Origin of the sequence: Winogradskyella rapida (assembly GCF_042675845.1) — a bacterium.
In the GTDB taxonomy this organism is placed as follows: domain Bacteria; phylum Bacteroidota; class Bacteroidia; order Flavobacteriales; family Flavobacteriaceae; genus Winogradskyella; species Winogradskyella rapida.
Genome location: NZ_JBHTKM010000001.1, coordinates 184,349 through 208,580, shown reverse-complemented (window position 1 = coordinate 208,580; position 24,232 = coordinate 184,349). Strand labels below are relative to the sequence as shown.

Below are 24,232 nucleotides of genomic sequence, written 5' to 3'. Positions count from 1 at the left end.
ATATTGCCGATAAAGCGTAAAATTTAACACGAAGACGAAGATAAGAAAACCTTTTAATTAAACCTTAAAAAGATTGTTGAATTTAGAAATATTTACTATTTTTGCAGCCGTTTTAACAATAAACATTATTTATTATGAATCATTATGAAACTGTTTTCATCTTAAATCCCGTTTTATCTGATGACCAGGTAAAGGAGACAGTAAAGAAATACGAGGATATGCTCGTTTCTAAAGGAGCTAAGATGATTGCCAAAGAAGATTGGGGACTAAAAAAATTAGCTTACCCTATTCAAAACAAAAAAAGTGGTTTTTACCATTTATTTGAATTCCAAGTAGCTGGAGAGGTAATTGAGCCTTTAGAGTTAGAATTTAGACGTGATGAGCGTTTTATGCGTTACTTAACTGTGAAATTAGACAAGCATGCTATTTCATGGGCTGAGAGAAGAAGAGAGAAATTGAAAGTTAAAGCAAAAGCAAAAGCGTAATTATGTCATCAATAGAACAACAAGCAAAAGGAAAAAAAGACGGCGAAATTAGATATTTAACTCCGTTAAATATTGAGACGTCTAAGACTAAGAAATATTGTCGTTTCAAAAAATCTGGAATCAAGTATGTAGATTACAAAGATGCTGATTGGTTATTAGGTTTTGTAAACGAGCAAGGTAAATTATTACCAAGACGTTTAACAGGAACGTCTTTAAAATATCAAAGAAAAGTATCTGTGGCCGTAAAAAGAGCTAGACATTTAGCTTTAATGCCATACGTTGCTGATTTATTAAAATAAAATATCATAACAATGGAACTTATATTAAAACAAGACGTTGAAAATTTAGGATTTAAAGACGATATTGTATCTGTTAAGAACGGTTATGGTAGAAACTTTTTAATTCCTCAAGGACAAGCTGTAATGGCTACTTCTTCTGCGAAAAAAGTATTAGAAGAAACTTTAAAGCAAAGAGCTTACAAAGAAAAAACTGTAATTGCTGAAGCAGAAAAAACTGCTGAAGGATTAAACGGTTTAGATATTAAAATTACTGCAAAAGCTGGTACAGGTGCTACTGCTGGAGATAAATTATTTGGTTCTATTACCAATATGGATTTAGCTGCTGCACTTAAGAATGCTGGTTTTGACGTTGATAAAAAGTTTATCGCTATTACAGGTGGTAACATCAAACGTTTAGGTCAGTATGTAGCTGCAATCAGATTACATAGATCAGTAACTGTTGATTTAACTTTCGAAGTTGTTGCTGAAGCATAAGCTTATCTTATTATAATTTTAGAAAAGCCGTTTAGTTTACTAAGCGGTTTTTTTGTATTTTTTTTTTGAAATCATCCACGTTCCATAAGGGTATAAAATCCTAATGGGGCTTAATTGATCTGTTATGAAGCATGTTTTTATAATTTTTGTTATGAGTCTTGTTTTAGGCTGTAAAGAGTCTAAAAAACAACCTGAAGCACCTCAGGTTAACACCTCTATTTTATTAGAAAACTTTAAAGTCTCTAAAGGTGATTTTCCTCGTGTTAGTGTGCACCGAGGCGGTAAAGGAATTGCTAATTATCCTGAAAATTGTTTAGAAACGCTACAATATGTTAACGATAGTATTGTGGCTATGTATGAGATTGATGTGGCACAAACTAAAGATGGGCAGTTGGTTTTAATGCATGATAATGCTGTAGATAGAACCACAACTGGTACCGGAAAGGTTAAGGACTTAAGCTATAAAGCGCTACAAGAATTTAATTTGGTGGATGACTACGGAAAAGTTACTGACTTTAAAATTCCTTTATTTTCTGACGTATTAGCTTGGAGTAAAGCCCATAATGTTATTCTTACGGTAGACATTAAACGTAGTGTGAGTCAGAAAACGGTTATTGAAGCCATAAGAAAAGCTAAGGCCGAAGATGTTAGTATTATTATCACTTACGATGTAGAACACGCCGTTTCGGCTTACCAATTGGCTCCAGAGTTGTTGTTATCGGTTTCTGCAAGGAATGATGAGGAATTCAACAGGTTATTAGCGGCTAAAATCCCAACAGAAAATATGTTAGCCTTTACAGGAACGCGCTTGTCGGACGCAGCCTTGTTTCAAAGGTTACACGAGCAGAACGTTGTATGTATGTTAGGAACCTTAGGTAACTTAGATAAAAGTGCTGCAGCAAATGGGGACGACTTATACCTAAAATGGAAAATACAAGGTGCTGATATTATGGCTACAGATCGACCTTTTGCGGCCTATACAGCATTAAATAAAATAAATTAAGATAAAGGTAAACATCTAACCTTTAAGATTAAATACTACAGACAGATGAAATATTCGAGATTAACTAAAGAACAGTTTGAAGAATTACACCAAGAATTTATCAATTTCTTAGCCACACAATCAATTACTGGCGAGGAATGGGAGTCTATAAAAAAGAACAATCCCGAAGCAGCTGAGCAAGAATTGGATGTGTTTAGTGATTTGGTATGGTTTGGCGTGTTAGATAAAGTACAATACTTAGAACATATTTCTCCAAATCAGATTCATTTATTTCAATGTCATGAGAACCATATGCGATTAATTGCCTTAAAAATTGAAATCCCAGAAATTGATTTCACTACAAAAGAAGGTTTCCAATGGTTACGTGACAATTTACTCTCCAATTCGGTACAGTTCTTTAATGCTAAAAAGGACTATTCAGATGATAAGCATTTAGATATCTTTAAAATGATTCAGTCTGGAGCTAATATTACTAAAGGCGAATTATTTAATTACTTCGCTAATTTGGTGAAAGGGGCCTAGTTTTTAGGTTTTTTTGGATCTTGAGTTCATAATCCAAGCCATTCCTTTTATTTGTCACTTCGAGTGATTTGTGAAGTATGAGCAAATCGTATCGAGAAGCGTTAATTAAGCATTTGTTTTAATAATGGTTCTCGATACAAAATTGCTAAAAGATGCAATTTCACTCGAACTGACGTTTTGGGTATAATTATAGCTATGGTCTCTTTTCTGCTCCAAAGTTCACGTCACTTCGAGTGATTTGTGAAGCATGAGCAAATCGTATCGATAAGGGTTGTTAAAGCCTTAGTTTTAAGTATGGTTCTCGATATAAAATTGCCAAAAAAGCAATTTCACTCGAACTGACGTTTTGGGTGTCATTGTATTTATATTTCCCTTTTTTACCCTATAGTATCCGTCATTTCGAGTGATTTGCGAAGCATGAGTAAATCGTATCGAGAAGTGTTAATTAAGCATTTGTTATAATAATGGTTCTCGATACAAAATTGCTAAAAAAGGCAATTTCACTCGAACTTACGTTTTGGGTATAATTACAGTTGGATTTTAATTTTCTACTTCAAAGTTTCCGTCACTTCGAGTGATTTGTGAAGCATGAGCAAATCGTATCGAGAAGCGTTGTTTAAGCCTTAGTTTAAGAGTTGTTCTCGATACAAAATTGCTGAAAGATGCAATTTCACTCGAACTGACGTTTTGGGTGTTATTACAGTAGGATTTTAATTTTCTACTTCAAAGTTTCCGTCTCTTCGAGTGATTTGCGAAGCATGAGCAAATCATATCGAGAAGCGTTGTTTAATAATTGTTCTCGATACAAAATTGCCAAAAAAGCAATTTCACTCGAACTGACGTTTTGGGTGTTATTAAGGTTGGTTTTTATTGTTCTATTTCAAAGTGTCCGTCACTTCGAGTGATTTGTGAAGGATGAGCAAATCGTATCGAGAAACGTTATTTAGTACTCGTTTTAATAATGGTTCTCGATACAAAATTGCAAAAAAGGCAATTTCACTCGAACTGACGCTTTGGGTTTAATTATAGCTATGGTTTCTTTTCTACTTCAAAGTTCACGTCACTTCGAGTGATTTGCGAAGTATGAGCCAATCGTATCGAGAAGCGTTGTTTAAGCCTTAGTTTTAAGTATAGTTCTCGATAAAAAATTGCGAAAAAAGCAATTTCACTCGAACTGACGTAATAATTTAGTTCACAGTGTTTCTTGTACGCTATTCATAGCGTAGAGACTCAATAGGATCTAATCTAGCGGCTTTAGTTGCAGGGTATAAGCCAGAGATAATAGCCACAATAAAAGCAATACTAGTGGCCCAAATCATCGCTACCCATGGTGTTGAAAACTCTAAGTCGAATCCATTAGCTACTGCCATTCCGATTAATATTCCCAGAAAGATACCTATAAGCCCTCCCAGTTGTCCAATTATAATGGTTTCCATAAAAAACTGAAATGCTATGGTTTTGCTTTTAGCGCCTAAAGCTTTGCGTACTCCAATCTCTCGGGTTCGCTCACTCACAGAAACAAGCATTATATTCATAAGAGCAATGGTAGATCCAAAAATGGTAATGATACTAATAATCCATGCCGCCACATAGAGTGCGGCCGTATTTTGGGCAACCTGATTAAGTAAATCATCACTGCGTTCAATGCCGAAATCATTATCTTCAATAGGGTTTAAGCCTCTAATATTCCTGAAAGTCAAAATGGCATCGTCTTGGGCAGCTTCTAAGAAATCACTCTTATCAACCTTCACACTTAAACTATAATTAATGTTTGCATTGGTGAAGATCGATCTTGCTTTTTGTATAGGGATAATCACTCTTAAATCTTGATTATTCCCAAAGGTTGAACCCTTTTCTTTTAAAACGCCAACGATTTTAAATTTAGAACCGCGAATACTAATGGTTTTTCCAACGGGATTTTCAACAGGGAATAGTGCCTTTTGCAAGTCGCTCCCAATAACACAAATGGCATTACTATTGTCTACATCAAAGACATTAATAGACCGACCATTTTCAATCTCTAATCCAGAATTTTCTATAAAAAACTCATTAGCACCAAGAACGGCGACTTCAGGATCTGTTTTTTTATTGTCGTATTTAACCTCGGCAGTGGAAGTTCCGTAAAAAGACACGGCCACTTTAGTAAAAGGATAACTGTAGGTGTCTTCAAAATCTTTCACATTGCGGTAACTTAACACCGGATTAATTTTTTGACGTTCTCTACTACTTTGGCGTTGCGCTGTAAACTCGTAACGTTGAAAATTAAACGTATTAGATCCCATAGAAGAGAAATTGCTAGAAATGGTATTTTCTAAAGCAGATACACCACTTAAAATTCCTACTAAAGCCATAATCCCAATCGCAATAATTAAGACCGTTAAAATAGTACGGAGGAGTTGACCTTTTATAGAATCAAAGGCGATTCTTATATTCTCTTTAGCTAATGAAAACATAGTTTTTTTCGCGTTAGTTAAGTTGTTTAATGGATAAGACGACGGATTCCTTATAAAGTTACTATAAAATTGATTTATCTTGGTAAGACCTTTAAAATTTATAATATTTTTGCGTTGTACAGCAATTTTTAATTCAACAATTGAATTGCAGTTTAAAATTAAGTTTCATTAAAAGAGATTCCCATTGACACGGGAAATATTATGGCACAAAAACCAAGCATTCCTAAAGGGACAAGAGATTTTAATGCAGAAGACGTTGCAAAACGTTCTTATATTATGGAAACCATAAAGCAACAGTTTCAAGTGTTCGGTTTTCAACCTATAGAGACCCCGAGTTTTGAAAATTCGGATACCTTAATGGGGAAATACGGAGAAGAAGGAGATCGTTTAATTTTTAAGATCTTAAACAGTGGTGAGTTTTTAAAGAAAATTTCTGATGATGACTACAATTCAAGATCAGAACGCCTTTTAACGCCTAAGATTTCAGAAAAAGCCTTACGTTACGATCTTACGGTGCCTTTTGCGAGGTATGTGGTACAACACCAAAATGATATAGAATTTCCTTTTAAACGTTATCAAATTCAACCTGTTTGGCGTGCAGACCGTCCACAAAAAGGACGCTTTAGAGAGTTTTTTCAATGTGATGCCGATGTGGTAGGATCTAAGTCGCTCTTCCAAGAAGTTGAATTTGTACAATTGTACGATGCCGTATTTTCAGCCTTAAAACTTCACGGGGTTACCATTAAGATTAACAATCGTAAGATTCTTTCTGGGATTGCCGAGGTGATAGGAGCACAGGATAAATTAATTGATTTTACCGTAGCTTTAGATAAGCTTGATAAAATTGGTGAAGAGAAAGTTAAAGAAGAGATGCGTTCTAAAGGTATTTCTGAAGACGGTATTGAAAAACTTCAACCTTTATTTACTTTAACGGGCGATTTTGGTGCACAAATTGAAAGTTTAAAATCTATTTTAAGCACTTCAGAAATAGGATTGAAGGGGATCGAAGAGCTAGAATTTATAAATAACGCAATTTCAAGTCTTGAATTAAAAACGGCAAATTTACAACTCGATGTCACATTGGCAAGAGGACTAAATTATTATACCGGTGCTATTTTTGAGGTATCTGCGCCAGAAGGTGTAAAAATGGGATCTATCGGTGGCGGTGGCCGTTATGATGACCTTACCGGTATCTTTGGACTTAAGAATATGAGTGGTGTTGGTATTAGTTTTGGCTTAGATCGTATTTATTTGGTCTTAGAAGAACTAGGTCTTTTTCCAGATACCATTACGGCGTCTACAAAAGTGCTTTTTATCAATTTCGGGGATCAAGAAGCTTTATACAGTTTAGAGGCGGTCACTAAACTAAGACGTGCTCAGATTAAAGCCGAATTGTTTCCTGATGCTGCTGTCTCTGGAAAACAGATGAAGAAGCAAATGAACTATGCGAATAAGCGTCAGATTCCTTTCGTTGTGATTATGGGAGAAGAAGAATTAAAATCTGAAGTGTTTAGTGTGAAAAATATGAGCTCTGGAGAACAGCATAAACTTAATTTTGATGAACTCTTAGCATTACTAAAGTAAAAAAGCCTCAATCTAGACGAAGATTGAGACTTGATTAACACTAACTACTAACTAAAAACAATTGATTATCTCAATTATGGATTATGATTACAATGTGTCTTTTCGAAGTTCCATTGTAAATTTGATTTATTTTATAGAGAACTGCTGTGGTAATACGAGATTACGATAGCTATAAGTCACTTCATAAAAACATTGCTTGTCTTGAATTCTGTTTAGATTCATTACAGTAATGTTTTTATTTTTTAGGCCAGTTTCAACACTTTTGATCTTCTTACTCTACACCAATGCTCAGAGACCAATCTGTGGCCTCATGCTGTGAAATGGCGAATTCTACTTTAAGTGATATTCACTTCTTTTTTTCGTTATAAGTCACTTTTACTAAAAATGGATAAGATTTTAGGCTTAAAATTATTAGTTTGCTGATACAAAGGTAATTAAAAAAATCAAACAAATCCATGAAATACCTAAAAATCCGATGAAATACATTTATTAGGTTTTTCATTTCAATGTTTTAATGGGAAAAGACTAGTGTTTTAAAAGGGGTGGTGATGTGTATTGAAGTTTCACTTTTAAATTTAAAGGATTTGGATTATCGTGATAATTAACGAATAACTATTCCGTCGTCATCTTTTAAATGTGTCCTCTGCAGATGGAGAAGCATGTCCATTGATAGTTTCTATGCGTGACGTGTTAATTTTAGAGTTTCTTTCATGAATTATTACCATGCTAGTTGGATTATTAATTACATGAAAGAGGAGGTGTAAAATGGGTGAGATGTGGATGGATAACTTATGGTGATTCCATGTCTTCTTAGATCTGCTGTAGCTAGCAATCCTGCTAAAAATGATAAGACTAAATCACTAATGACTTCTCTATTGACTTTAGTATAGGCTTTTCTGGGCTTAGGATAGACAAGGTTTAGATTTGGATATTCTGATGAAGTTAACACCGCTTAAAAAGGACGAGCTGCAGGGCTTTAGAGGGGAAGAAGAAGCTATTTGTCGCTGTAGATAAAGTAAAACAGATTGCAGGAGAAAGTGATAAAAAAAAGACTCTAAACCATTGCTGATTTAGAGTCTTAAGGGGAATTAGTTAAATTTTCGTTTCTGGAACCAGAGATCCGATAACGAGATGTTAATGTTTAGGGTATTTACATATTCTTTAATAAGAATGCTTTCTGTTGTTCCTTTTTTACCCAAGGCATAAGAAATATTTACCAGTGACCTTTTTCCTATAGGTAAGCCAACACCAATAGAAGCTGTATAGGTATCAATATTAGTGTCGTCTACTTTTAAGTAGCCCGAGTTGTAGTTTAATCCCATTCTAAAATCTACACGTTTCCAGTATTTATAACTTGTAGGATCTACAGCGTAAGACGCTCCAAGGCTAAAAATATCTTGGTCGGTGTAATCGCCAATAGCGTCCGATTGGTCTGTTGTAGACCAAAAGCTTTTGTTATAATCTGCAGTAAGCATTAGATTTTTAATTTTAGTACTGTACCCAAAACCAAGCTTTAGAGGCAAGTAAAAATTATCTATAGATTCGTCTTCAGATTCATCAACCGTGCTAAAAGCGTCATTAGAATACTTAATTATAGAGACATCTTGTGAGCCTTTTAAAACCGTAGGGAAATCTACTGTAAACCCAAATTGATGCTTATCTTTTAAGTTATACTGTAAACCTAATCCTAATTGTGCACCACTATAATAGTTTGTTTCATCTATTTGAAGGTAACTTCCAGAGGTAATAATAGACTCCGTCTCTTCAATCTTTCCAAATAAATAAGCGGCTTTTACACCAACATTTAAATTTTTAAAATAAGTACGAGCATAGTCTAATCGTATTTCATTGAGACCACCAGTACCATCAATATTAGTGGTAAACTGTTCGTTACTTCCTTCAATGTTGTTTTCAATACCTGTTAAAGCATAGCCTACGTTAGTTGCTGGTTTCAGCGTTAAACCTATACCATATTTGTCATTACGGTTAAAAGCTAATGAAATATTGGTGAAATTATAAGTGGTAGTTTGTTCGTTTAAGTCATTATTAGAGATGTTAATAATCTCTGCAGAACCTCCAAAATCAAATGTAATTTCGTCCTTTTTTAAGGTAATAAAGGAGGCTGGATTGTAAAGGTTAATCCCGTAATTAGCATCAAGGGCTATACCTGTTTTACCAAGACCGCTACTTCTACCAGTATTTGAGTTGTTTTCTACACCAAGTCCAAAAAGGGAATATGGAGATCCGGTAAGGCTATTTGTTTGTGCATAACTATATACTGTAACCAATAGGGCGAAAATAAGAAGGGACTTAGATTTATTCATATACAGCATAAGTGATAATTAATTTAGTTGTGTATTCTGACCGTTCACTGTCATTAAAAATTATTTTGTTAACGGTGGAATTATAGTCGGTTGGAATAAGGATGAGGGCATCTTCTGTTTCAGGGCTCTCATTTAATTTCTGATCTATAAAATCGATAACCGGAACGGTGTAGGTGAGTTCATTAAACTCAGTGTTTTCATCGGTAATTCCTGCTGTTACCACATCGACACTATTACTAACCTGACTCGCTAAATCGTTGTTCTGATCTATGGTATACAGTAATAAGGTTTCACTTAAAGGTTGAATATCGGTGTGTGCTGTAGAATTTGGTTCAATATAAAGCACAGCATCTAAAATAGTACCGTCGCTACCAATATTGAAGAGGTTTTTAATAGACGGAAATTCAATTTTAGTAACATAACCCGTTCCACATTGGTTATAGGTGATATGGTTACTGTCGGAAGATTCCAAATTATCTTCTTGATCGGTGATGGCTTCTAAAGGTAGGCCTGTAACATCGCTATTAATTTTATTGTAATAGCTGTTGATGGTCATATCATAAGTATACTCATCGGTTTCTAACTCATCGGGGATGGTGTAATAAAATCTTAAGTAACTAGAGCTCGTAGCAGTAGAAAATCCTATTACAGCACCATTGTCATTAGGTCCAGGTTGTACCGTAAGTCCTTTTAATTTTTGATAGAGTGACTCTTCATCCGTAATGTCGTTATCTCTAATGCCGTTAAATAATTCTTCACCAAAATCATAAGGAAGTGTTACTACTAAAGAATCTTTATTTGGAGTAGGGTAATAGCTTAATGTTTTTAAAGCTTCAGTTTCATAAGGTGTAACGGTAGTGTTGTAAAAATAATCATCATCAGAGGTCATTTTTTCCGTTAACTTATGAACGTTAACCGTAGAAACTTGTGTGGTATCATTGTAATAATACGAGTCATAGCCTAAAACTAGGGTAATACTATCTAAAGTGGCGTCGTTATCTAAATAGTAAGACGTAGGTGTCATTTGTACATAGGCAGCGGTATTTAAAGTCCCCATGGTATCATCCTGGTAATTTCCAACTAACAAACGGTCATTGGTAGATGTGGTAATCGAGTCAAACTTCATGGTAGAGAGCTTTACCGAAAACGTGTCAATAGACAAGACTCTAATATTGGTACCTGTAAAATCTTCCCCCGCTAAAAGGCTATCATCTTCGGTATCGGTAGAACACGCAATACCCATCGATAAAACGGCAAACGCTATAAATAATTTTAGAAATGATTTCAACATATGTTTTGTAGAATTTGCACAAAAAAACTAAGCAATTGGTCTAATAAAAAGTGAAATAGACCTACAGAGTAAATACATCGACAGAATAGGGGTTTTATACTATAAAGATGAGGGGCTAGTTTTATAGATTAAAAATTGGTGTTTGTCTACAAAAAAATAGGCTAGGTATATTTTATAATAGAGGTGCGCGACGGAGATAGTAAGTTAGCACCCGATGAGAAAAAATACCCTATATTATATCCTTGTTTGTTTCATTTCGGTGACGGCCTATGGACAAAATATGTTCACCACAACTGATGATGCAGATTTTATCGCTTTAGATTATGCCAATTATTTGGATGTAAATGATATACAAATTGAAGATAAGGCCATTGCAATAGATTTTGGATCATTGCTAAAGGCGTCTCGTTTTGGGTTCGGTGTAAAGTATACAGAGCAGCGTATCGACTTTATGGATTATGATCATTATCACGATTTTAGTGCCTTTAATGATGTACATACTATAGAACTCTATTTAAAATATCACCAAAGTATTAATGAGCAATGGGATATGGATGTCACTTTAGCACCTTATCTCTCCTCAACCTTTGAAGAGGTTATAGGTAGTGAAGATTTTATTTTTAGCTATGCTTTAAATTTTACGCGTGTTTGGGATAATGAAGGCTTAAGGTCTTATTTAAAACTTGGAGCCGGATATGGGGCCTTGTTTGGCGAACCTAATTTTTATCCTTTAGTGTCGTATTCAAGTGAAATTACAGAGCAATTTAGAGTTGAAATTGGACTTCCGGTAACCGGAATTTACTATAAAATAAACGATCAAAGTCGCATAGATTTTACAGCACAACCAGAATCTATTTACGCTAATAATAGTTCAGGTTTTGGCTTTAGTAATGACCAATTGTATGAAGACTCTAAGTTAGAATTTAAAGCCTTAAAACTCGCCGCGGGGTACCATTTTCAGTTTGATAGTAATTGGGCTACAAATTTTAATGTGGGGTATTTAACAGCAAGCGAATTTAGCATTCAAGATAACGACACTACGATAATTGATTTTGAGGCCAATAACTCAATAGCATTAAGCATAGGAATTAGTTTTAATATAAATAATAAGTAAAATGAGAAAAATGAATAACAGATCAGCCATAAGATTGCTTTATTTAGGGGCCGTATTGGCGCTATTTTATAGTTGTAATAGTGATGACGACGATGATACTTCAGGAAACTGGGTTAAGAAATCTACATTTAACGAAGAAGCAAGAGGAAGTTCAGCTGCTTTTACCATAGGCAATATTGGTTATATGGGTACAGGTTATGATGGTGATGATTACTACAATGATTTTTGGAGCTATAATATGGATACCAATTCATGGCAACAATTATCAGATTTTCCTGGTGAAGAACGTAGTTCAGCGACTGCCTTTACCATTGGAAATGATGGGTATATGGGAACCGGATATAACGGTGATACCAATGAAGAGTTATCGGATTTCTATAAATATAATGTAGGGACTAACAGTTGGACACAAATTGCGGATTTCGCAGGTTCAGCGCGTTATGGTGCTGTAGGTTTTGGTTCTGATACTTACGGGTATTTAGGAACAGGTTACGACGGAAGTGATAAAAAAGATTTCTGGAAATATGATCCAACAACAGATTCATGGGTAGAGATTTATGGTTTTGGAGGCGATAAAAGAAGAGATGGTGTGACGTTCACTATTGATAACGAAGTGTATTTAGTAACAGGAATTAGTAACGGAGTTTACGAAGTCGATTTCTGGTCTTTCAACTTAGATTCTGAAGTATGGACACAACACACGGATATTGACGATGATGATGATGAGTACATTTACAGATCTAATGCCGTAGCGTTTACTATTAATGGTAAAGGTTATGTAGCTTGTGGTGAGTATTCAGGAAGTATAAGTACAGTTTATGAGTACCAACCATCTAGTGATAGTTGGGAAGAAAAAACAGCATTTGAATTGTATGCAAGACGTGATGCTATTGCCTTTGGAGATGGTTCTCGTGCCTTTGTTGCCTTAGGTAGAAACGGAACATTATACCTAGATGATAACATGCAGTTCTTCCCTGATGCAGAACAAGATGACGACGATAACTAAGAATTTAAGAATTGTTTAGATTGATTGATGGGTTATTAACTATAGTGATTGATGGTTAATAGCTAAATTAGAGTCAGGGTAATGGGGACATCCTTCCTATGTTCTGGCTCTTTTTTTTTAAATAAATAAAAACATGAAAAAATATTTTAATTATAAAGCTGTATTTTTAGTGATAACAGTTTTATTTGTAGGCTTCTTCTATTTGCAAGGTGCAGGTGAGAAAGAACAAATTAATAATGACCAATCTTATGTCTTAGAGGTTTTAGAAAAAGATAGTTTGTGGATTTATGAAGTTTATGAAGGTACTAGTCTGTTAATCCGTCAAGAGTATATTCCGGCAGTAAAAGGAAGACAAGGATTTAAGACGAAAGAAGATGCACAAAAGATAGGAAATTTAGTCTTGGATAAACTCTCTGAAAATAAAATGCCAGCCATAAGTATTGAAGATCTCAATGCTAATGCTATAAGCTACAATAAGATTTAATTGGTACGATAAAAGCGCACATGTTTGTATACAAAATGACGAATAAAGAGTGGATGGTCCACGTACTGGTATGGTTAATTATCGGTATTTTTCCATTGCTAACGGCATACATTGATTTAGGAGAGGTGCCTCCTGGTATGTTTGTAAAACAGCTTATGCGTCCAATTTTATTTTATGTCAATTATGCCATTTTAGTCCCGCATATCTTATTACAACGCAAACTGGGATTATACATTCTGCTTTCAATTGCGTTTTTACTGCTCTATAATTATATTAGTGTAGAGTTTATAAACCACAATCTTATAAACGAGGTAAGGGCAATGAGAGATCGTCAAGGTCGACCTGGAGGGCCTTTTGGGATACGACATGGAATCCCAATGGTTTTTTCCCTAACCGTTTTTCTTCTTGGTGGGATTTTTAGTTTGGTGGTAGATTTCTATAAAAGAGATCGAGAAACCAAAGCTCTAGAAAACGAACAAACGGAAATAAAATTACAATTTTTAAGAAATCAGCTTAACCCGCATTTCTTATTTAATTCTTTAAATAGTATTTATTCTTTAGTACGTAGCAAATCAGATAATGCCCCAGAGGCTGTGATTACGCTGTCCGAATTAATGCGCTACATGCTTTATGAAGCCAAGGACGAACAAGTGTCTTTAGAAAAAGAATTAAATTATATACAGCATTATATCGCCCTTCAACGTTTGCGTCTTAAAAATACCGAAGCCGTAAAACTGAATATTAATGGGGATATTAAGAACCTAAAAATATATCCCTTATTACTAATTTCATTTATTGAAAATGCTTTTAAATATGGGACCGACTATAAAGGGAACACCCATATTGATATTAAGATTGAAATTATAGATAACACCTTTCATTTCTATATTGAAAATATTATCGGCTTGTATAAGCGCGATGATAAAAATTCTGGTGTAGGCTTAGAGAATATAAAAAATCAGTTTAATTACCTCTATAAAGACAATCATACCTTAACTATCGAAGAAGATAAGTCGTTTTACAGAGTTCATTTAACCTTAAATCTAGATAATCATGACGTGCATAATAATTGATGATGAACCTTTAGCAATTGATGTCATTGAATCGTATTGCCAGGCTTTAGGGGCTATAGAGGTGGTTGGTACCTTTACCAATGCCATAGAAGCTTTAGATTTTATAAATAGCAATCCCATAGATTTGGTATTTTCAGATATTGAAATGCCTAATATTTCTGGAATAGAGCTTATCCGATCTTTAGAAGGTAAAATTCCTTATTTTATATTTACAACTGCTTATCCGGAATATGCTTTAGAAGGTTTTGATCTTAATGCCGTAGATTATTTAGTGAAACCTATTCCGTTTCCACGTTTTATTAAGGCGGTCAATAGAGTTAAGGAAATGGTGAAATTAAACCGCGCCAATCATTCCTTTAATATGTCTTCGGCAGGAGGGGAAACTCCAGCCCATGAAGATGATTTCATATTTGTAAAGTCTGAATATGAAAACCTAAAAATTGACATTAATAAAATTAACCTTATTCAAGGGTTAAAGGATTATTTAAAGATTCATGCTGAAGATTCTAAGGCTATTTTAACCTTAATGAGTTTTAAAGAAATTCAATCTAAATTACCTGAAAACACCTTTATTAGAGTACATCGCTCTTATATTGTAAATGTCAATAAAATAACCTCGGTTCAAAAAAATCGTATTCTTATTAATGACGAACGCATTCCGATAGGAGAAAGTTATAAGTCTTTAGTTTACAGCCGACTCAATATCTAGTTTAAATCCCAAATAAGGGGAAGAATAAAGTATACCACTAGTGTTACAAGGATTATGGAGATCACATTCATCCAGATTCCTTTTTTCACCATATCTTCAATTTTTAAATAACCCGAACCAAACACCACCGCATTGGGAGGTGTTGCCACCGGAAGCATAAAGGCGCAGGATGCCGCCAATGTTGCACTGACCAGTAAAATATAAGGGTGTACTTGCAAGACTGCCGCTAAGGAAACTAATACCGGCAAAAGCATGGCTGTTGTGGCCATATTCGAAGTGATTTCGGTTAAGAAGTTTACGGCGGCTATTAAAATAAGCAACAATAAAAAGATAGACATTCCGGTAAGAGAAGTTAATTGTTGCCCTATCCAATGGGCCAAGCCACTTACATCAAATCCGTTGGCTAAGGCCATACCACCACCAAAAAGTAGTAAGATTCCCCATGGGAGTTGTACAGCATCACTCCATGAAATAAGCGCTTTGTTTTTTTTAGCATTAGGGATTAAGAATAAGGCAAGTGCAGCCATAATCGCAATGATGGTATCATCCATAGCAGGGAGCCATTTTACTAATAGAAAAGAGCGAGAAATCCACGCCACTGCTGTTAGGGCAAAGACGGCTAAAATTACCTTTTCTTCATAAGATGTCTTTCCTAAGGCTTTCAGTTGTTTTTCAATTTCTTTCTGTCCGCCAGGGAACTCCTTTTGTTCAAATTTAAAGGCATATCGGGTAAGATAAAACCAACAAACCAAGAGTAGTACCATACTGATAGGAAAACCAAACATAAACCATTGCGAAAATGTAATTTCAGTATGGTAGGTACTTTCAACAACCCCAGCAAGTACCAAATTAGGTGGCGTACCTATTAGTGTAGCAATACCTCCAATAGACGCACTGTAGGCAATGGCTAGCATTAAAACTTTTCCGAAGATTAAATTTTCATTGGTTTTGGTATCAGGATTATCTTCTAATTGTAAAACAATGGCAATTCCAACGGGTAATATCATCACTGCCGTTGCCGTGTTAGAAATCCACATAGACAGTATAGCGGTTGCTAGCATAAATCCTAGAATAATCCGGTTGACATTAGTTCCTACAATTTTTATAATACTTAGCGCAATACGTTTATGAAGGTTCCATTTTTCAATGGTACGTGCAATAATAAAGCCTCCAAGAAATAAGAAAATGTATTTATGCCCATAAGATGCTGTGGTCTCGGTTAAGGACAATCCGCCAGAGAGCGGAAATAAAACAATTGGTAATAATGCCGTTACAGGAATTGCTATGGCCTCGGTGATCCACCACACCGCAACCCAGGCGGTAGACGCTAAAATAGCTTGAGCATTGGGGTCTAATCCTTTAGGCTGAAAGTAAAATTTAATCAGTACAAACAACAGAGGGCCTAGAAGTAGACCAAATTTCTTTTTAGTTGAAGTCATAGTCGTAAAGCTGTAAGTTTATAGTGCTTCCTAAGACAAGGATTGGAGTAAGTAAGGTATTACATTTTCAGGACATTAGCTAGTATATTTTCGGAAATATTTGAAGTGCTTAAGCGGTCTTGAATTTGTGGTTTTTATAAGGTGAACGTATAAGTTGGAGTCTTTTTAATTGAGTTTAAGCTGTTGTTATTGAGTTTGATAAGTTGATTTTATGTAGAACTTCTACTGAAACCCTAATTACCGTATGTCGTGCTAAAATGTAAAGCGAATAGTACGCTTTTATTGATGAAGATTTAATGTGAAAAAATGTTATTCTTGCTCTATATGCGCCATAAAGCGTTTGGTGGTGATACCATGAAGCACCACAGAGACAAGAATGATAAAGGCCACTAAAGAGAACATCGGATTTATTTGTTCAAAATCACCATGTTTAATGGCGTAAGTAAGGTAAAACACAGAGCCAATACCACGTATACCAAAAAAGGAAATGGCCCATCGTTTTTTCAAATTTAATCCTGATTTATAAAGACTCATAAATCCTAATAAAGGCCGTGCGATAAGGACTAAGCACAGACCAAAAGCAAGCGTTGGGAGGCTATTAAAATCTAAGATACCACCCACTAAGGACCCTCCGAAGAAAATCATCCAAAAAATAATAAGAAACTTTTCTACGTTGGTTATAAAGCCTAAGCTTGGATCGCCCTCAGTGGTGATATCTTTAGTATGCTGATGATAATGCGCAAAGAGTCCGGCTAAGAAAACACTTAAAAAGCCATAACCATTTAAAATTTCAGCAAGTCCGTAGGAGATTAAAGTCAGCGAGAGGGCTACAAAAGCATGGTGAATTTTTGTGACATTAGAATTAGAGAGTTTTTTAGTAAGGTAGCTGTAGGTGAACCCTATAACGATGCCCACCACAACGCCAATACCAATTTTATAAAGCAGGTAATAGCTAATCCAAGTTTTCCACTGTTCAAAACCCAGATGTTGATGCTGTGACCATAGGATGGCTAAGAAAACAAAAGGAAAGGCCAAACCGTCATTAAGTCCAGCTTCCGCAGTAAGATTGTATTGAACGCCAACATTTTTTTTGGCGACACTTTGTTTTTCATTTAACTGAATTTCTGAAGCCAATGCGGGATCTGTAGGAGCTAACACCGCTGCTAAAAGTAAGGCAGAAGGTCCATTAAAATTAAGGAGATAATAAGCCACTAAAAAGACCACGAGCATAAATAAAGGCATGGTTATACTTAGCAGACGTAAGGGATTACGCCATTCTTTCCAGGAATAGTTTAAACCAATTTTTAGTCCAGCGACCATTAAACTAATGATAACGACCAATTCAGAGAAGCGTAAGGTCATATCAATGTCCCACACCGGATTTGGCCATGGTAAAGGCGTATTGATAAAAAATAAAAAAGCACCTAAAACTAATAGAGGAATGGTAAAGCTTATTTTAAATTTCTTCAAGAGAATGGGAAGGAAACTAGCAAAAAGTGATGTGATTCCTATAATAAGTAAAACGGTGTAATAGGCCTTCATAATGTGTATCGTTAAAAACCAATAGTGTATTGGATAGCAAAATCTATTATTTTTCTTAATTAGATTAGTTCATTTCGGTCTATTCGTGGCTTATTTGCTTAGTTAGGGTCAGAATGTGGATAATCGATACCGAAATAGCTTTACGTCTATAGGAATTGCGTCATTTCTAAGATCGAAACGCACGTTTGAAATGATAGCAATGAGGCGATTATTTTAAGAACGAAAAGCCTTCTTTTGACCTTATGGTATTTCTGTAAGAGGTCTCTTCAAATTATAATTTTCGATGACTTTAAGCTTTATTTGTGTAGGAAAATAAAACAAAAACCTAATTATTAAATTGTAGTCTTAATATTACAACATAGAATTTTAAAAGGATTATTAATAGCGCGTGAAAATTTGACGTTATAAATCTTAAAAAAGAGTGCTAATAAAAACAGTACCCAGTACAATGAATCTCTGACCAACAGTCCATTTCGCTAACGTCAATACAAGGAAGCATTTTAAATCTTAGGGTTTCGTATAGTTAAATCTAAGCTTAATCTTTTCCTAATTGAATTATAATGATTTTGCGTTTTTTCTTACAAAATGAAACACTTAATAGGAATAAAATATTGTTTTAACGTCGGATTTTCAACGCTTTAAGGTTTGTGGTTTCACGTATTTTGTGTTAATTGCCGTCTCTAAAGCCTACTTATATGCCAAAATTTTACTCTTATTTATTGAAAAAGTGGTCTCATCAACCCAATCATCCATCTCGTGTAGATTACCTCGCACAGGTATGGCTTTCAGAAGATTTAAGTACGTCTACGAGTATAAGTTATGACAGTTTTATAAGTCTAAATTAATACGTCTTTAAGTAGACCATCATTTTAATATTCCCCTAGGATGCCCAACCTCTAAACATCCTAAATTTTTTCTAACCTCTCAACCCCTAAATTATGAGATTATTTAAACTATTTTGCATTAGTCTATTAACCACCGGATTAACTTTTGCGCAAGTTGGTATTGGAACTGAAAACCCAGATACCTCATCCTTATTAGATTTAACTTCAAACTCTAAAGGTTTATTAGCCCCAAGAATGACTACCTTAGAACGGACTTCGATTTCGAGTCCTGCCGAAAGCTTATTGGTTTTTGATACGGATGAAAAGGCCTTTTATTTCTATAATACCGCAACCAGTTCTTGGGATCAAATAGCCAATAACACCAGTGTTAAACGCAACAACTATAAATTGATTAAATCGGCAGATGATTTAGCTGATGAATTAGCTGCCGGAGGTTCTAAATACTTACTCGATGAAAACACCCTTTATGAGGTGAACGGTACCATTGCCTTATCGCATCCTATAGACTTAAATAATGCCTATATGATTGGACAAGATGCAAATGAAGATATCCTTTCTTCTTCAGGAGTGGTTTTTGAAGGTAGTACGGGCGGAAGCCTTAAAGGCTTAACCTTAAAAGGAACGAAAGCATTTGATATTTCAGGGCCCGGAATAAGTTCTAGTACCTCTTTAATAGTACAAAATGTGATTGTGGTTGGTATGAGTACGAGTGTAGGTTCGGTCTCTGATATCGGACTTTATTTTGGTAATATCAATCAGTTTATAGGTAATGCCGATGGGATTACATTCTCTAACATAGGAAATTTATTATTAAACACACAAGCTTGGCCGAGTAGTAACAGCGGGACGTTTGAGACCTTAACCGGAAATTTTGGTTTGGTGGAAAAAGGGAGTGGCTTTAGTACCGTTGATGGTTCTGATGTGGCCATGGATGTTAGTGACCCAAGTTTAAATGTTGGTGTTGGGGTGATTAGTGGTACTGTATTTTCAGGTACAACTTCTAATGCTTCTGGTTATATTAATGGCTATAGTACTGGATCTTATGCGGGCTATAGTTTTAGTAACGCTTGGACGGTAGATGCCCCAGGTATTCCATTAGAAAGTGATGCTGTAGCAACAGGAGATATCAACTTATCGTCAAGTGTGGGTACTGGTGTAACAACAACTTTCAGTGGAACAGGAGTAGGCTCTAGAACTAAAGTTAATGGAACTACCACATCTAATAATTTATTTAGATTTACCAAAGATGGTAATAATAAAATTATTTACAGCGGTAATAAAACGAGGTATTTTCAGGTTGCAGCATCGTTATCTTACCAATCTACAGAAGAATTTATAGTTATTTTATACATCGCTAAAAATGGTACGGTACTTGAAGAAACCAAAGTTTATGGTTATTATACCGGTGCTGGTATATTGGCCCTTCCAATAATTGGGACTGTAGAGTTAAAGCAAGACGATTATATCGAAGTTTATGCGCAGCGTTACTCTGGAACAGGGAATATGCTAACAGTTTCACTCAATTTAACAATAAGATAAGTTTATCATTTTTCCGAGTATTAAAAGCCTTTAACAGCTTCGTTAAAGGCTTTTCTAATTTTAGAACAAGGAAGTCGTCAATGCATAGTTGTCGGGTTCTTACTAAATCCTTTTTTATGTTGAACACTTTAATTAGGCTCGCTTTTAGCATTAAAGTCAATATGTAAATGGATATGGTTATTCTATAAGAATCCCTTATGCTATCTTGTAAGAAACCTAAAATCATACAATTATGGAAAACGAATATGCAAAACACGAAGATAATTATTTAGATATTTACCAATCCAAAGGGTATACCTCAGGCTTTCATTTTAAAGAGGGGAATTTAATTGGAAACGAGTCCTCTGAAACGTATCAACCTGAAGATTTACATATTGTAGCTGAGCACCGTTACGAAGGGATGAGTAATCCATCGGACATGTCTATTTTATATGTTGTAGAAACTAATAAAGGCGAAAAGGGCACTATGCTATTAGGCTATGGACCTAATGCAGATCTTGAATTATCAGAATTTTTTAATGCCATACCAAAATCTCAAATTTCAGATAAAGCCAATATCAATCTTGATGATAGTAAATAAAGGCTCACTGCTGTTGCATAAAAAAGTCCAATCTTTATTTAAAGATTGGACTTTTTTAGGTTTTAGTCAGTCAATATACGGGTTGTAATGTGTCAACGCGCTTAGTCGTCTTTTAATTTATTAGCGTGTTCTCGACGGGTTTCATTTTGTCTTCCATATTGATTATAATGGTTGTCTTTTAAGGCGCCTTTTTCATCTGTAGCATTTTGATGTAGGCGTTTTTCATGATCATTTTCAGATTTGTCGTTCTTATTATTTGTCATCATAAAGGGTTTTAATTAATAATTTCGTCTTAGATTTTAGGTGCTAGGACCTTAAACGTGTTGGCTAATCGGTTTGGCTTCTGTTTCAATGGCATAATGAATAGGTTTAAACGTTCCGCCATTGCTATCTTCCGCAGAACAAGCTGTAAGTCCCACTAAAAGATCCATTTCAGCTTTAAATCGAATATAATCTCCAGCTTTAGACGTTGGCGGAAGTACGGAAAGCTTTCCCTTTTCATCAAATTGTACGTTCATAAAGATGTTGAAGGCGGTAGGAATCGCATCGGCATCAATACCAAAAGGCTTTAAGTGTTGCGTTAAATTGGCCAAACAACTTGGGTGCTCGCCTTCATGGTTGTACATAATTTTAAAGGTTTCAGGGCTGCAGGGCGCTAATAGAAAATCATTACGGCCATTGGTGTCTTCTAAAATTTTCATCATTTGTTGAGAGCGGTTAGACCATAAATGGTGCCCTTTGGTGAGTAGAAGAGTTTCTTCAAAATCTAAAGATTTACCCGAGGAGAGCTTTTCGTTATAATCATGGGCATTAAAAATAACCATATCACTCACTTGGCCTCCCATAGGATCTATGACCGTGAGGATATCATTTTTCTTAAGCTCAAAAGCGGCTCCAGATTGTTTTTCTATAATATTAAGTAATGGTTTCATGCTAATTTACTGGTTTTATGAAAAGGACATTTCCACGTCGCATCTACGGCTCTTCCACTGTATTGTTTGGTTTCAGAAGCTTTGCCGAAATCTTTAAGTACCGGATTAATATGTCCTTGTAGTTTTTTATCGCGTTTTCTAATTCGTTTTTTTACTTTTTTATAACTGCCCATGGCACGGAGTTGTTCAAATTGTGCATGCAGGTTAAAGACGAGCGTAGGGTAGGGGCTCTGCCTTGCCATACGCGAGCTATTAGGATGTAAGCCTACAATATAAAATGCATGTCCTTTTAAACTGAAACTAAATGTAGGATCCTCTGGATTATCACTTACCGAAGCGTCCCAAGGACAGTCGTCTAACTCGTGCAATTGCTGTAACGTTTTCCATAAACGGGTTTCAAAATCCAGTTCAGACTCATAGTGTTCAAATGGAAATACGGCTAAAAAGGATTCAAAAGTTTGAGATTCAAAATCATATTGCTCAATAAAAGCTTCTAAATCGTTTAAAAGCGTTTTTAATTCTTCAGTCTGGTTAGACGAACGGTAAACGTTTAAATGGTAGTTGTCCGTCATAAATAAAGTTTTTGCCATAACACATGGATGTTTCTGTGTTAAAATAAAATCTTTATAAGCGTCGTCTATGGTTTTATAAATAGGATAATGTTTTGTGATTGATTTCATAATTACGTTGAGTTAATTATAGGATGCTATCAAATTTAAAAGTCTAAACACTTAATAATGAACTTATTTGAAGTTTTGTTTAGCTCAAATCCTAGCTTATGTCTTAGGAACTTATAGTGCTATGAAATCAGCTATTCTTTATTGTAATTGCATTAATTAAAACCACTTAAGCCTAGTATTTTTATTCCCTAACTAAATCCTTCTATTATGACTTTTATTGATTTTATATGGTTAGTGGCCTCTGTGTTGGGGATCTTTACTATTGTTATTCTTATTACACGTGTTTTTGGTTTACGGACCTTTGCTAAAATGTCTAGTTTTGATTTTGCCTCTACAATTGCTGTAGGCTCCGTGCTAGCATCCATTATACTTAACGCTAATTATTCACTTTTAAAAGGGGCGGTCGTTTTGGTGACTATCATAGGGTTCCAGACCTTATTTTCTTACTTGGTGAGAACCAATGCTCATTTTAAAAGCTGGTTTACTAATAAGCCGCAGATTATTATGTGGAATGGTAAAATTTTACACAAAAGATTAAAGGCCTGTAATGTAGGAGAGAGCGATTTAATAGCCAAATTAAGAGAAGCAAACGTTCATGATTTTAAAGAAGTAAAGGCGGTTATTTTTGAAAGTACTGGCGATGTGTCGGTAATTCATAATAACTCGGATAAAGATGTAGCGCCACAGATTTTGAGTGACGTTAATACGGAAGATTTATAAATTTAATTTTCTAAAGGATCTTAATAATGCGATGTATGGCGGACTAATGGCGACCTGTTTCACCAGGATTGGCGTCTTTATGCTGGGTAATGTTACAGGCTATGAAGCAGAGTATTTACTAACAGCGTCTTTAGGCGGACTTAATATATGGTGTAATACTATAGGATAAATTAATTGAGAATGAAAAGTCAGATTTGGACTCTTAAGTTAGAGTCAAGTTCCTCAAGAATTATCCGCATCTTGAAACCACACAATCTTTAACATGATAGCGTTTAACAGGAAAGAGATTCCGTTAGTGATAATAATAGGCCAATCGGATTTTAGAATGCCATAGACAGTCCAAAGTCCTACACCTAAACAAAGGATAACAAACATTAGTGGACTGACGTCTTTCACTTTTTTAGTGCGTAGTGCTTTTATGATTTGCGGGAGCACAGCGAGTGTGGTGAAAATTCCGGCAAGGATGCCTATCAACTTTTCGATCTCCATAATGGGCCTATTAATATCTTTAAAGAAACATATTAGCGCTTGTCATTGTCTTGTGCCCAAGCTTGGTAATTTTCATATTGATGCTCGTCTAAAATTTGTTTTAAAATAGAATCTTCAGCCTCAATCCGAGTTGTTGTTCCTAGTTTCTCGTAAGGTTGATCGGTCTGTGATTGAAACCAATTAGAAAGTGCTGTTTCGTACTGTTCCTGTTGAGCATCGCTCATATTAAAACGGGCGTATAAACCCATTTGACGTTCAGGATTGTTAAGGTTCCAATTTTCATTAATGCTATCCGTTTTCCTTTCGTAGGTATAAACATCTTCTTCAAAATTGCCATCGGCCTCATAATTTCGAGTATCCGTGAGTTCTTCATTCATTGGGTTTTGAGTAACGGGAACTTCTGGCTTTGTGGTGTCGTTTTTACAAGACCACATCAAACTAATGACTAAAAGACTATAAACTGTTTTCATAATATATCATTTTAATTGCTGCCTTAAGATCGAGAGAAATGCCCATTAATTTTAATGCATTTAAAATAATTATTAGTGCATTACCGTGTTGTGAGGTATAAGCTTGGCGCGGTTCAATTTTAAGTATTGTTGAGCTTTGATGATAGAGACAACGAAGAATCTCTATGTTATTTTA

General features: G+C 35.1%; 26 protein-coding genes. 15 read left to right on the top strand and 11 right to left on the bottom strand.

Annotated elements, in window-relative coordinates:
* The first annotated feature begins 134 nt into the window (after positions 1 to 134).
* The 5 genes from rpsF (at position 135) to ACFQ13_RS00920 (ending at position 2,783) form a co-directional block, all read left to right on the top strand.
* Positions 135 to 485, top strand: a complete 351-nt coding sequence (rpsF, locus tag ACFQ13_RS00940; RefSeq protein WP_114309876.1) for a 30S ribosomal protein S6 — start codon at positions 135 to 137, stop codon at positions 483 to 485.
* Positions 485 to 784, top strand: a complete 300-nt coding sequence (gene rpsR, locus ACFQ13_RS00935; RefSeq protein WP_172837628.1) for a 30S ribosomal protein S18 — start codon at positions 485 to 487, stop codon at positions 782 to 784. The genes rpsF and rpsR overlap by 1 nt, the downstream gene beginning before the upstream one ends.
* Positions 785 to 796: 12 nt before the next feature.
* Positions 797 to 1,258, top strand: a complete 462-nt coding sequence (gene rplI / locus ACFQ13_RS00930) for a 50S ribosomal protein L9 (RefSeq protein WP_386113219.1) — start codon at positions 797 to 799, stop codon at positions 1,256 to 1,258.
* Between the two features lie 151 nt (positions 1,259 to 1,409).
* Positions 1,410 to 2,261 (top strand): glycerophosphodiester phosphodiesterase family protein, encoded by an 852-nt coding sequence (locus ACFQ13_RS00925; protein ID WP_386113218.1) that lies wholly within the window; start codon positions 1,410 to 1,412, stop codon positions 2,259 to 2,261.
* A gap of 45 nt (positions 2,262 to 2,306) precedes the next feature.
* On the top strand, positions 2,307 to 2,783 hold the full coding sequence (locus tag ACFQ13_RS00920) for a DUF6495 family protein (protein WP_386113217.1): 477 nt from the start codon (positions 2,307 to 2,309) through the stop codon (positions 2,781 to 2,783).
* 1,211 nt (positions 2,784 to 3,994) lie between these two features.
* On the opposite strand, the gene ACFQ13_RS00915 is transcribed toward ACFQ13_RS00920, so the two are convergent.
* Positions 3,995 to 5,236 carry an ABC transporter permease gene (locus ACFQ13_RS00915; RefSeq protein ID WP_386113216.1) on the bottom strand — a complete coding sequence of 414 codons (1,242 nt, stop codon included), beginning with the start codon at positions 5,234 to 5,236 and terminating at the stop codon, positions 3,995 to 3,997.
* Positions 5,237 to 5,437: 201 nt separating this feature from the next.
* On the opposite strand from ACFQ13_RS00915, the gene hisS reads away from it, so the two are divergent.
* Positions 5,438 to 6,820 carry a histidine--tRNA ligase gene (hisS, locus tag ACFQ13_RS00910; RefSeq protein WP_386113215.1) on the top strand — a complete coding sequence of 461 codons (1,383 nt, stop codon included), beginning with the start codon at positions 5,438 to 5,440 and terminating at the stop codon, positions 6,818 to 6,820.
* A 742-nt stretch (positions 6,821 to 7,562) separates the two neighbouring features.
* Here the strand turns inward: hisS and ACFQ13_RS00905 are convergent.
* The 3 genes from ACFQ13_RS00905 to ACFQ13_RS00895 all read right to left on the bottom strand — a co-directional run bounded on the left by ACFQ13_RS00905 (position 7,563) and on the right by ACFQ13_RS00895 (position 10,435).
* Complete coding sequence (locus tag ACFQ13_RS00905; protein WP_386113214.1) at positions 7,563 to 7,769, bottom strand: hypothetical protein; 207 nt, start codon at positions 7,767 to 7,769, stop codon at positions 7,563 to 7,565.
* A gap of 139 nt (positions 7,770 to 7,908) precedes the next feature.
* Positions 7,909 to 9,144: a hypothetical protein gene (locus tag ACFQ13_RS00900; RefSeq protein WP_386113213.1), complete on the bottom strand. Its 1,236-nt coding sequence runs from the start codon at positions 9,142 to 9,144 to the stop codon at positions 7,909 to 7,911.
* Positions 9,137 to 10,435, bottom strand: a complete 1,299-nt coding sequence (locus ACFQ13_RS00895) for a DUF4270 family protein (protein WP_386113212.1) — start codon at positions 10,433 to 10,435, stop codon at positions 9,137 to 9,139. Before ACFQ13_RS00895 ends, ACFQ13_RS00900 begins: the two co-directional genes overlap by 8 nt.
* Positions 10,436 to 10,649: 214 nt before the next feature.
* Here ACFQ13_RS00895 and ACFQ13_RS00890 point away from each other — a divergent pair, with 214 nt between their 5' ends.
* The 5 genes from ACFQ13_RS00890 (at position 10,650) to ACFQ13_RS00870 (ending at position 14,821) form a co-directional block, all read left to right on the top strand.
* Positions 10,650 to 11,549, top strand: coding sequence for a DUF6268 family outer membrane beta-barrel protein (locus ACFQ13_RS00890; protein WP_386113211.1), 900 nt, complete (start codon positions 10,650 to 10,652; stop codon positions 11,547 to 11,549).
* Positions 11,550 to 11,559: 10 nt separating this feature from the next.
* Entirely contained in the window at positions 11,560 to 12,555 is a 996-nt protein-coding gene (locus ACFQ13_RS00885; protein WP_386113210.1) for a Kelch repeat-containing protein, read from the top strand.
* A gap of 169 nt (positions 12,556 to 12,724) precedes the next feature.
* Positions 12,725 to 13,039: a DUF4907 domain-containing protein gene (locus ACFQ13_RS00880; protein WP_386113209.1), complete on the top strand. Its 315-nt coding sequence runs from the start codon at positions 12,725 to 12,727 to the stop codon at positions 13,037 to 13,039.
* Between the two features lie 20 nt (positions 13,040 to 13,059).
* Positions 13,060 to 14,112 carry a sensor histidine kinase gene (locus ACFQ13_RS00875; protein ID WP_386113208.1) on the top strand — a complete coding sequence of 351 codons (1,053 nt, stop codon included), beginning with the start codon at positions 13,060 to 13,062 and terminating at the stop codon, positions 14,110 to 14,112.
* Positions 14,093 to 14,821 (top strand): LytR/AlgR family response regulator transcription factor, encoded by a 729-nt coding sequence (locus ACFQ13_RS00870; RefSeq protein WP_386113207.1) that lies wholly within the window; start codon positions 14,093 to 14,095, stop codon positions 14,819 to 14,821. The genes ACFQ13_RS00875 and ACFQ13_RS00870 overlap by 20 nt, the downstream gene beginning before the upstream one ends.
* On the opposite strand, the gene ACFQ13_RS00865 is transcribed toward ACFQ13_RS00870, so the two are convergent.
* Together ACFQ13_RS00865 and ACFQ13_RS00860 are read right to left on the bottom strand one after the other, a co-directional pair.
* Positions 14,818 to 16,260 carry an SLC13 family permease gene (locus ACFQ13_RS00865; protein WP_386113206.1) on the bottom strand — a complete coding sequence of 481 codons (1,443 nt, stop codon included), beginning with the start codon at positions 16,258 to 16,260 and terminating at the stop codon, positions 14,818 to 14,820. The two genes, ACFQ13_RS00870 and ACFQ13_RS00865, sit on opposite strands and share 4 nt — an antisense overlap.
* A 309-nt stretch (positions 16,261 to 16,569) precedes the next feature.
* Positions 16,570 to 17,802 carry a cation:proton antiporter gene (locus tag ACFQ13_RS00860; RefSeq protein ID WP_386113205.1) on the bottom strand — a complete coding sequence of 411 codons (1,233 nt, stop codon included), beginning with the start codon at positions 17,800 to 17,802 and terminating at the stop codon, positions 16,570 to 16,572.
* Positions 17,803 to 18,497: 695 nt separating this feature from the next.
* On the opposite strand from ACFQ13_RS00860, the gene ACFQ13_RS00855 reads away from it, so the two are divergent.
* The 3 genes from ACFQ13_RS00855 (at position 18,498) to ACFQ13_RS00845 (ending at position 20,766) form a co-directional block, all read left to right on the top strand.
* Entirely contained in the window at positions 18,498 to 18,647 is a 150-nt protein-coding gene (locus tag ACFQ13_RS00855) for a hypothetical protein (protein WP_386113204.1), read from the top strand.
* A gap of 93 nt (positions 18,648 to 18,740) precedes the next feature.
* Positions 18,741 to 20,186 (top strand): hypothetical protein, encoded by a 1,446-nt coding sequence (locus ACFQ13_RS00850; RefSeq protein WP_386113203.1) that lies wholly within the window; start codon positions 18,741 to 18,743, stop codon positions 20,184 to 20,186.
* Positions 20,187 to 20,418: 232 nt separating this feature from the next.
* Positions 20,419 to 20,766: a hypothetical protein gene (locus ACFQ13_RS00845; RefSeq protein ID WP_386113202.1), complete on the top strand. Its 348-nt coding sequence runs from the start codon at positions 20,419 to 20,421 to the stop codon at positions 20,764 to 20,766.
* Positions 20,767 to 20,867: 101 nt separating this feature from the next.
* Here ACFQ13_RS00845 and ACFQ13_RS00840 read toward each other — a convergent pair whose 3' ends face one another.
* Genes ACFQ13_RS00840 through gntA form a run of 3 tightly spaced genes read right to left on the bottom strand, consistent with a single transcriptional unit; the run spans position 20,868 to position 22,378 of the window.
* Positions 20,868 to 21,032 (bottom strand): hypothetical protein, encoded by a 165-nt coding sequence (locus tag ACFQ13_RS00840; protein ID WP_386113201.1) that lies wholly within the window; start codon positions 21,030 to 21,032, stop codon positions 20,868 to 20,870.
* A 48-nt stretch (positions 21,033 to 21,080) separates the two neighbouring features.
* Positions 21,081 to 21,698: a DUF1989 domain-containing protein gene (locus ACFQ13_RS00835; RefSeq protein ID WP_386113200.1), complete on the bottom strand. Its 618-nt coding sequence runs from the start codon at positions 21,696 to 21,698 to the stop codon at positions 21,081 to 21,083.
* The gene (gene gntA, locus ACFQ13_RS00830; protein ID WP_386113199.1) at positions 21,695 to 22,378 is read right to left on the bottom strand and encodes a guanitoxin biosynthesis heme-dependent pre-guanitoxin N-hydroxylase GntA; all 684 of its coding nucleotides are present in this window, start codon (positions 22,376 to 22,378) and stop codon (positions 21,695 to 21,697) included. The genes ACFQ13_RS00835 and gntA overlap by 4 nt, the downstream gene beginning before the upstream one ends.
* A 207-nt stretch (positions 22,379 to 22,585) precedes the next feature.
* Between gntA and ACFQ13_RS00825 the strand changes: the two genes are divergently transcribed.
* Positions 22,586 to 23,098 carry a DUF421 domain-containing protein gene (locus ACFQ13_RS00825; RefSeq protein WP_386113198.1) on the top strand — a complete coding sequence of 171 codons (513 nt, stop codon included), beginning with the start codon at positions 22,586 to 22,588 and terminating at the stop codon, positions 23,096 to 23,098.
* A gap of 222 nt (positions 23,099 to 23,320) precedes the next feature.
* Here the strand turns inward: ACFQ13_RS00825 and ACFQ13_RS00820 are convergent, their stop codons facing one another.
* Both ACFQ13_RS00820 and ACFQ13_RS00815 read right to left on the bottom strand, forming a co-directional pair.
* Positions 23,321 to 23,587, bottom strand: a complete 267-nt coding sequence (locus ACFQ13_RS00820; RefSeq protein WP_386113197.1) for a SemiSWEET family sugar transporter — start codon at positions 23,585 to 23,587, stop codon at positions 23,321 to 23,323.
* 32 nt (positions 23,588 to 23,619) lie between these two features.
* Positions 23,620 to 24,057 carry a hypothetical protein gene (locus ACFQ13_RS00815; protein ID WP_386113196.1) on the bottom strand — a complete coding sequence of 146 codons (438 nt, stop codon included), beginning with the start codon at positions 24,055 to 24,057 and terminating at the stop codon, positions 23,620 to 23,622.
* Positions 24,058 to 24,232 lie beyond the last annotated feature (175 nt).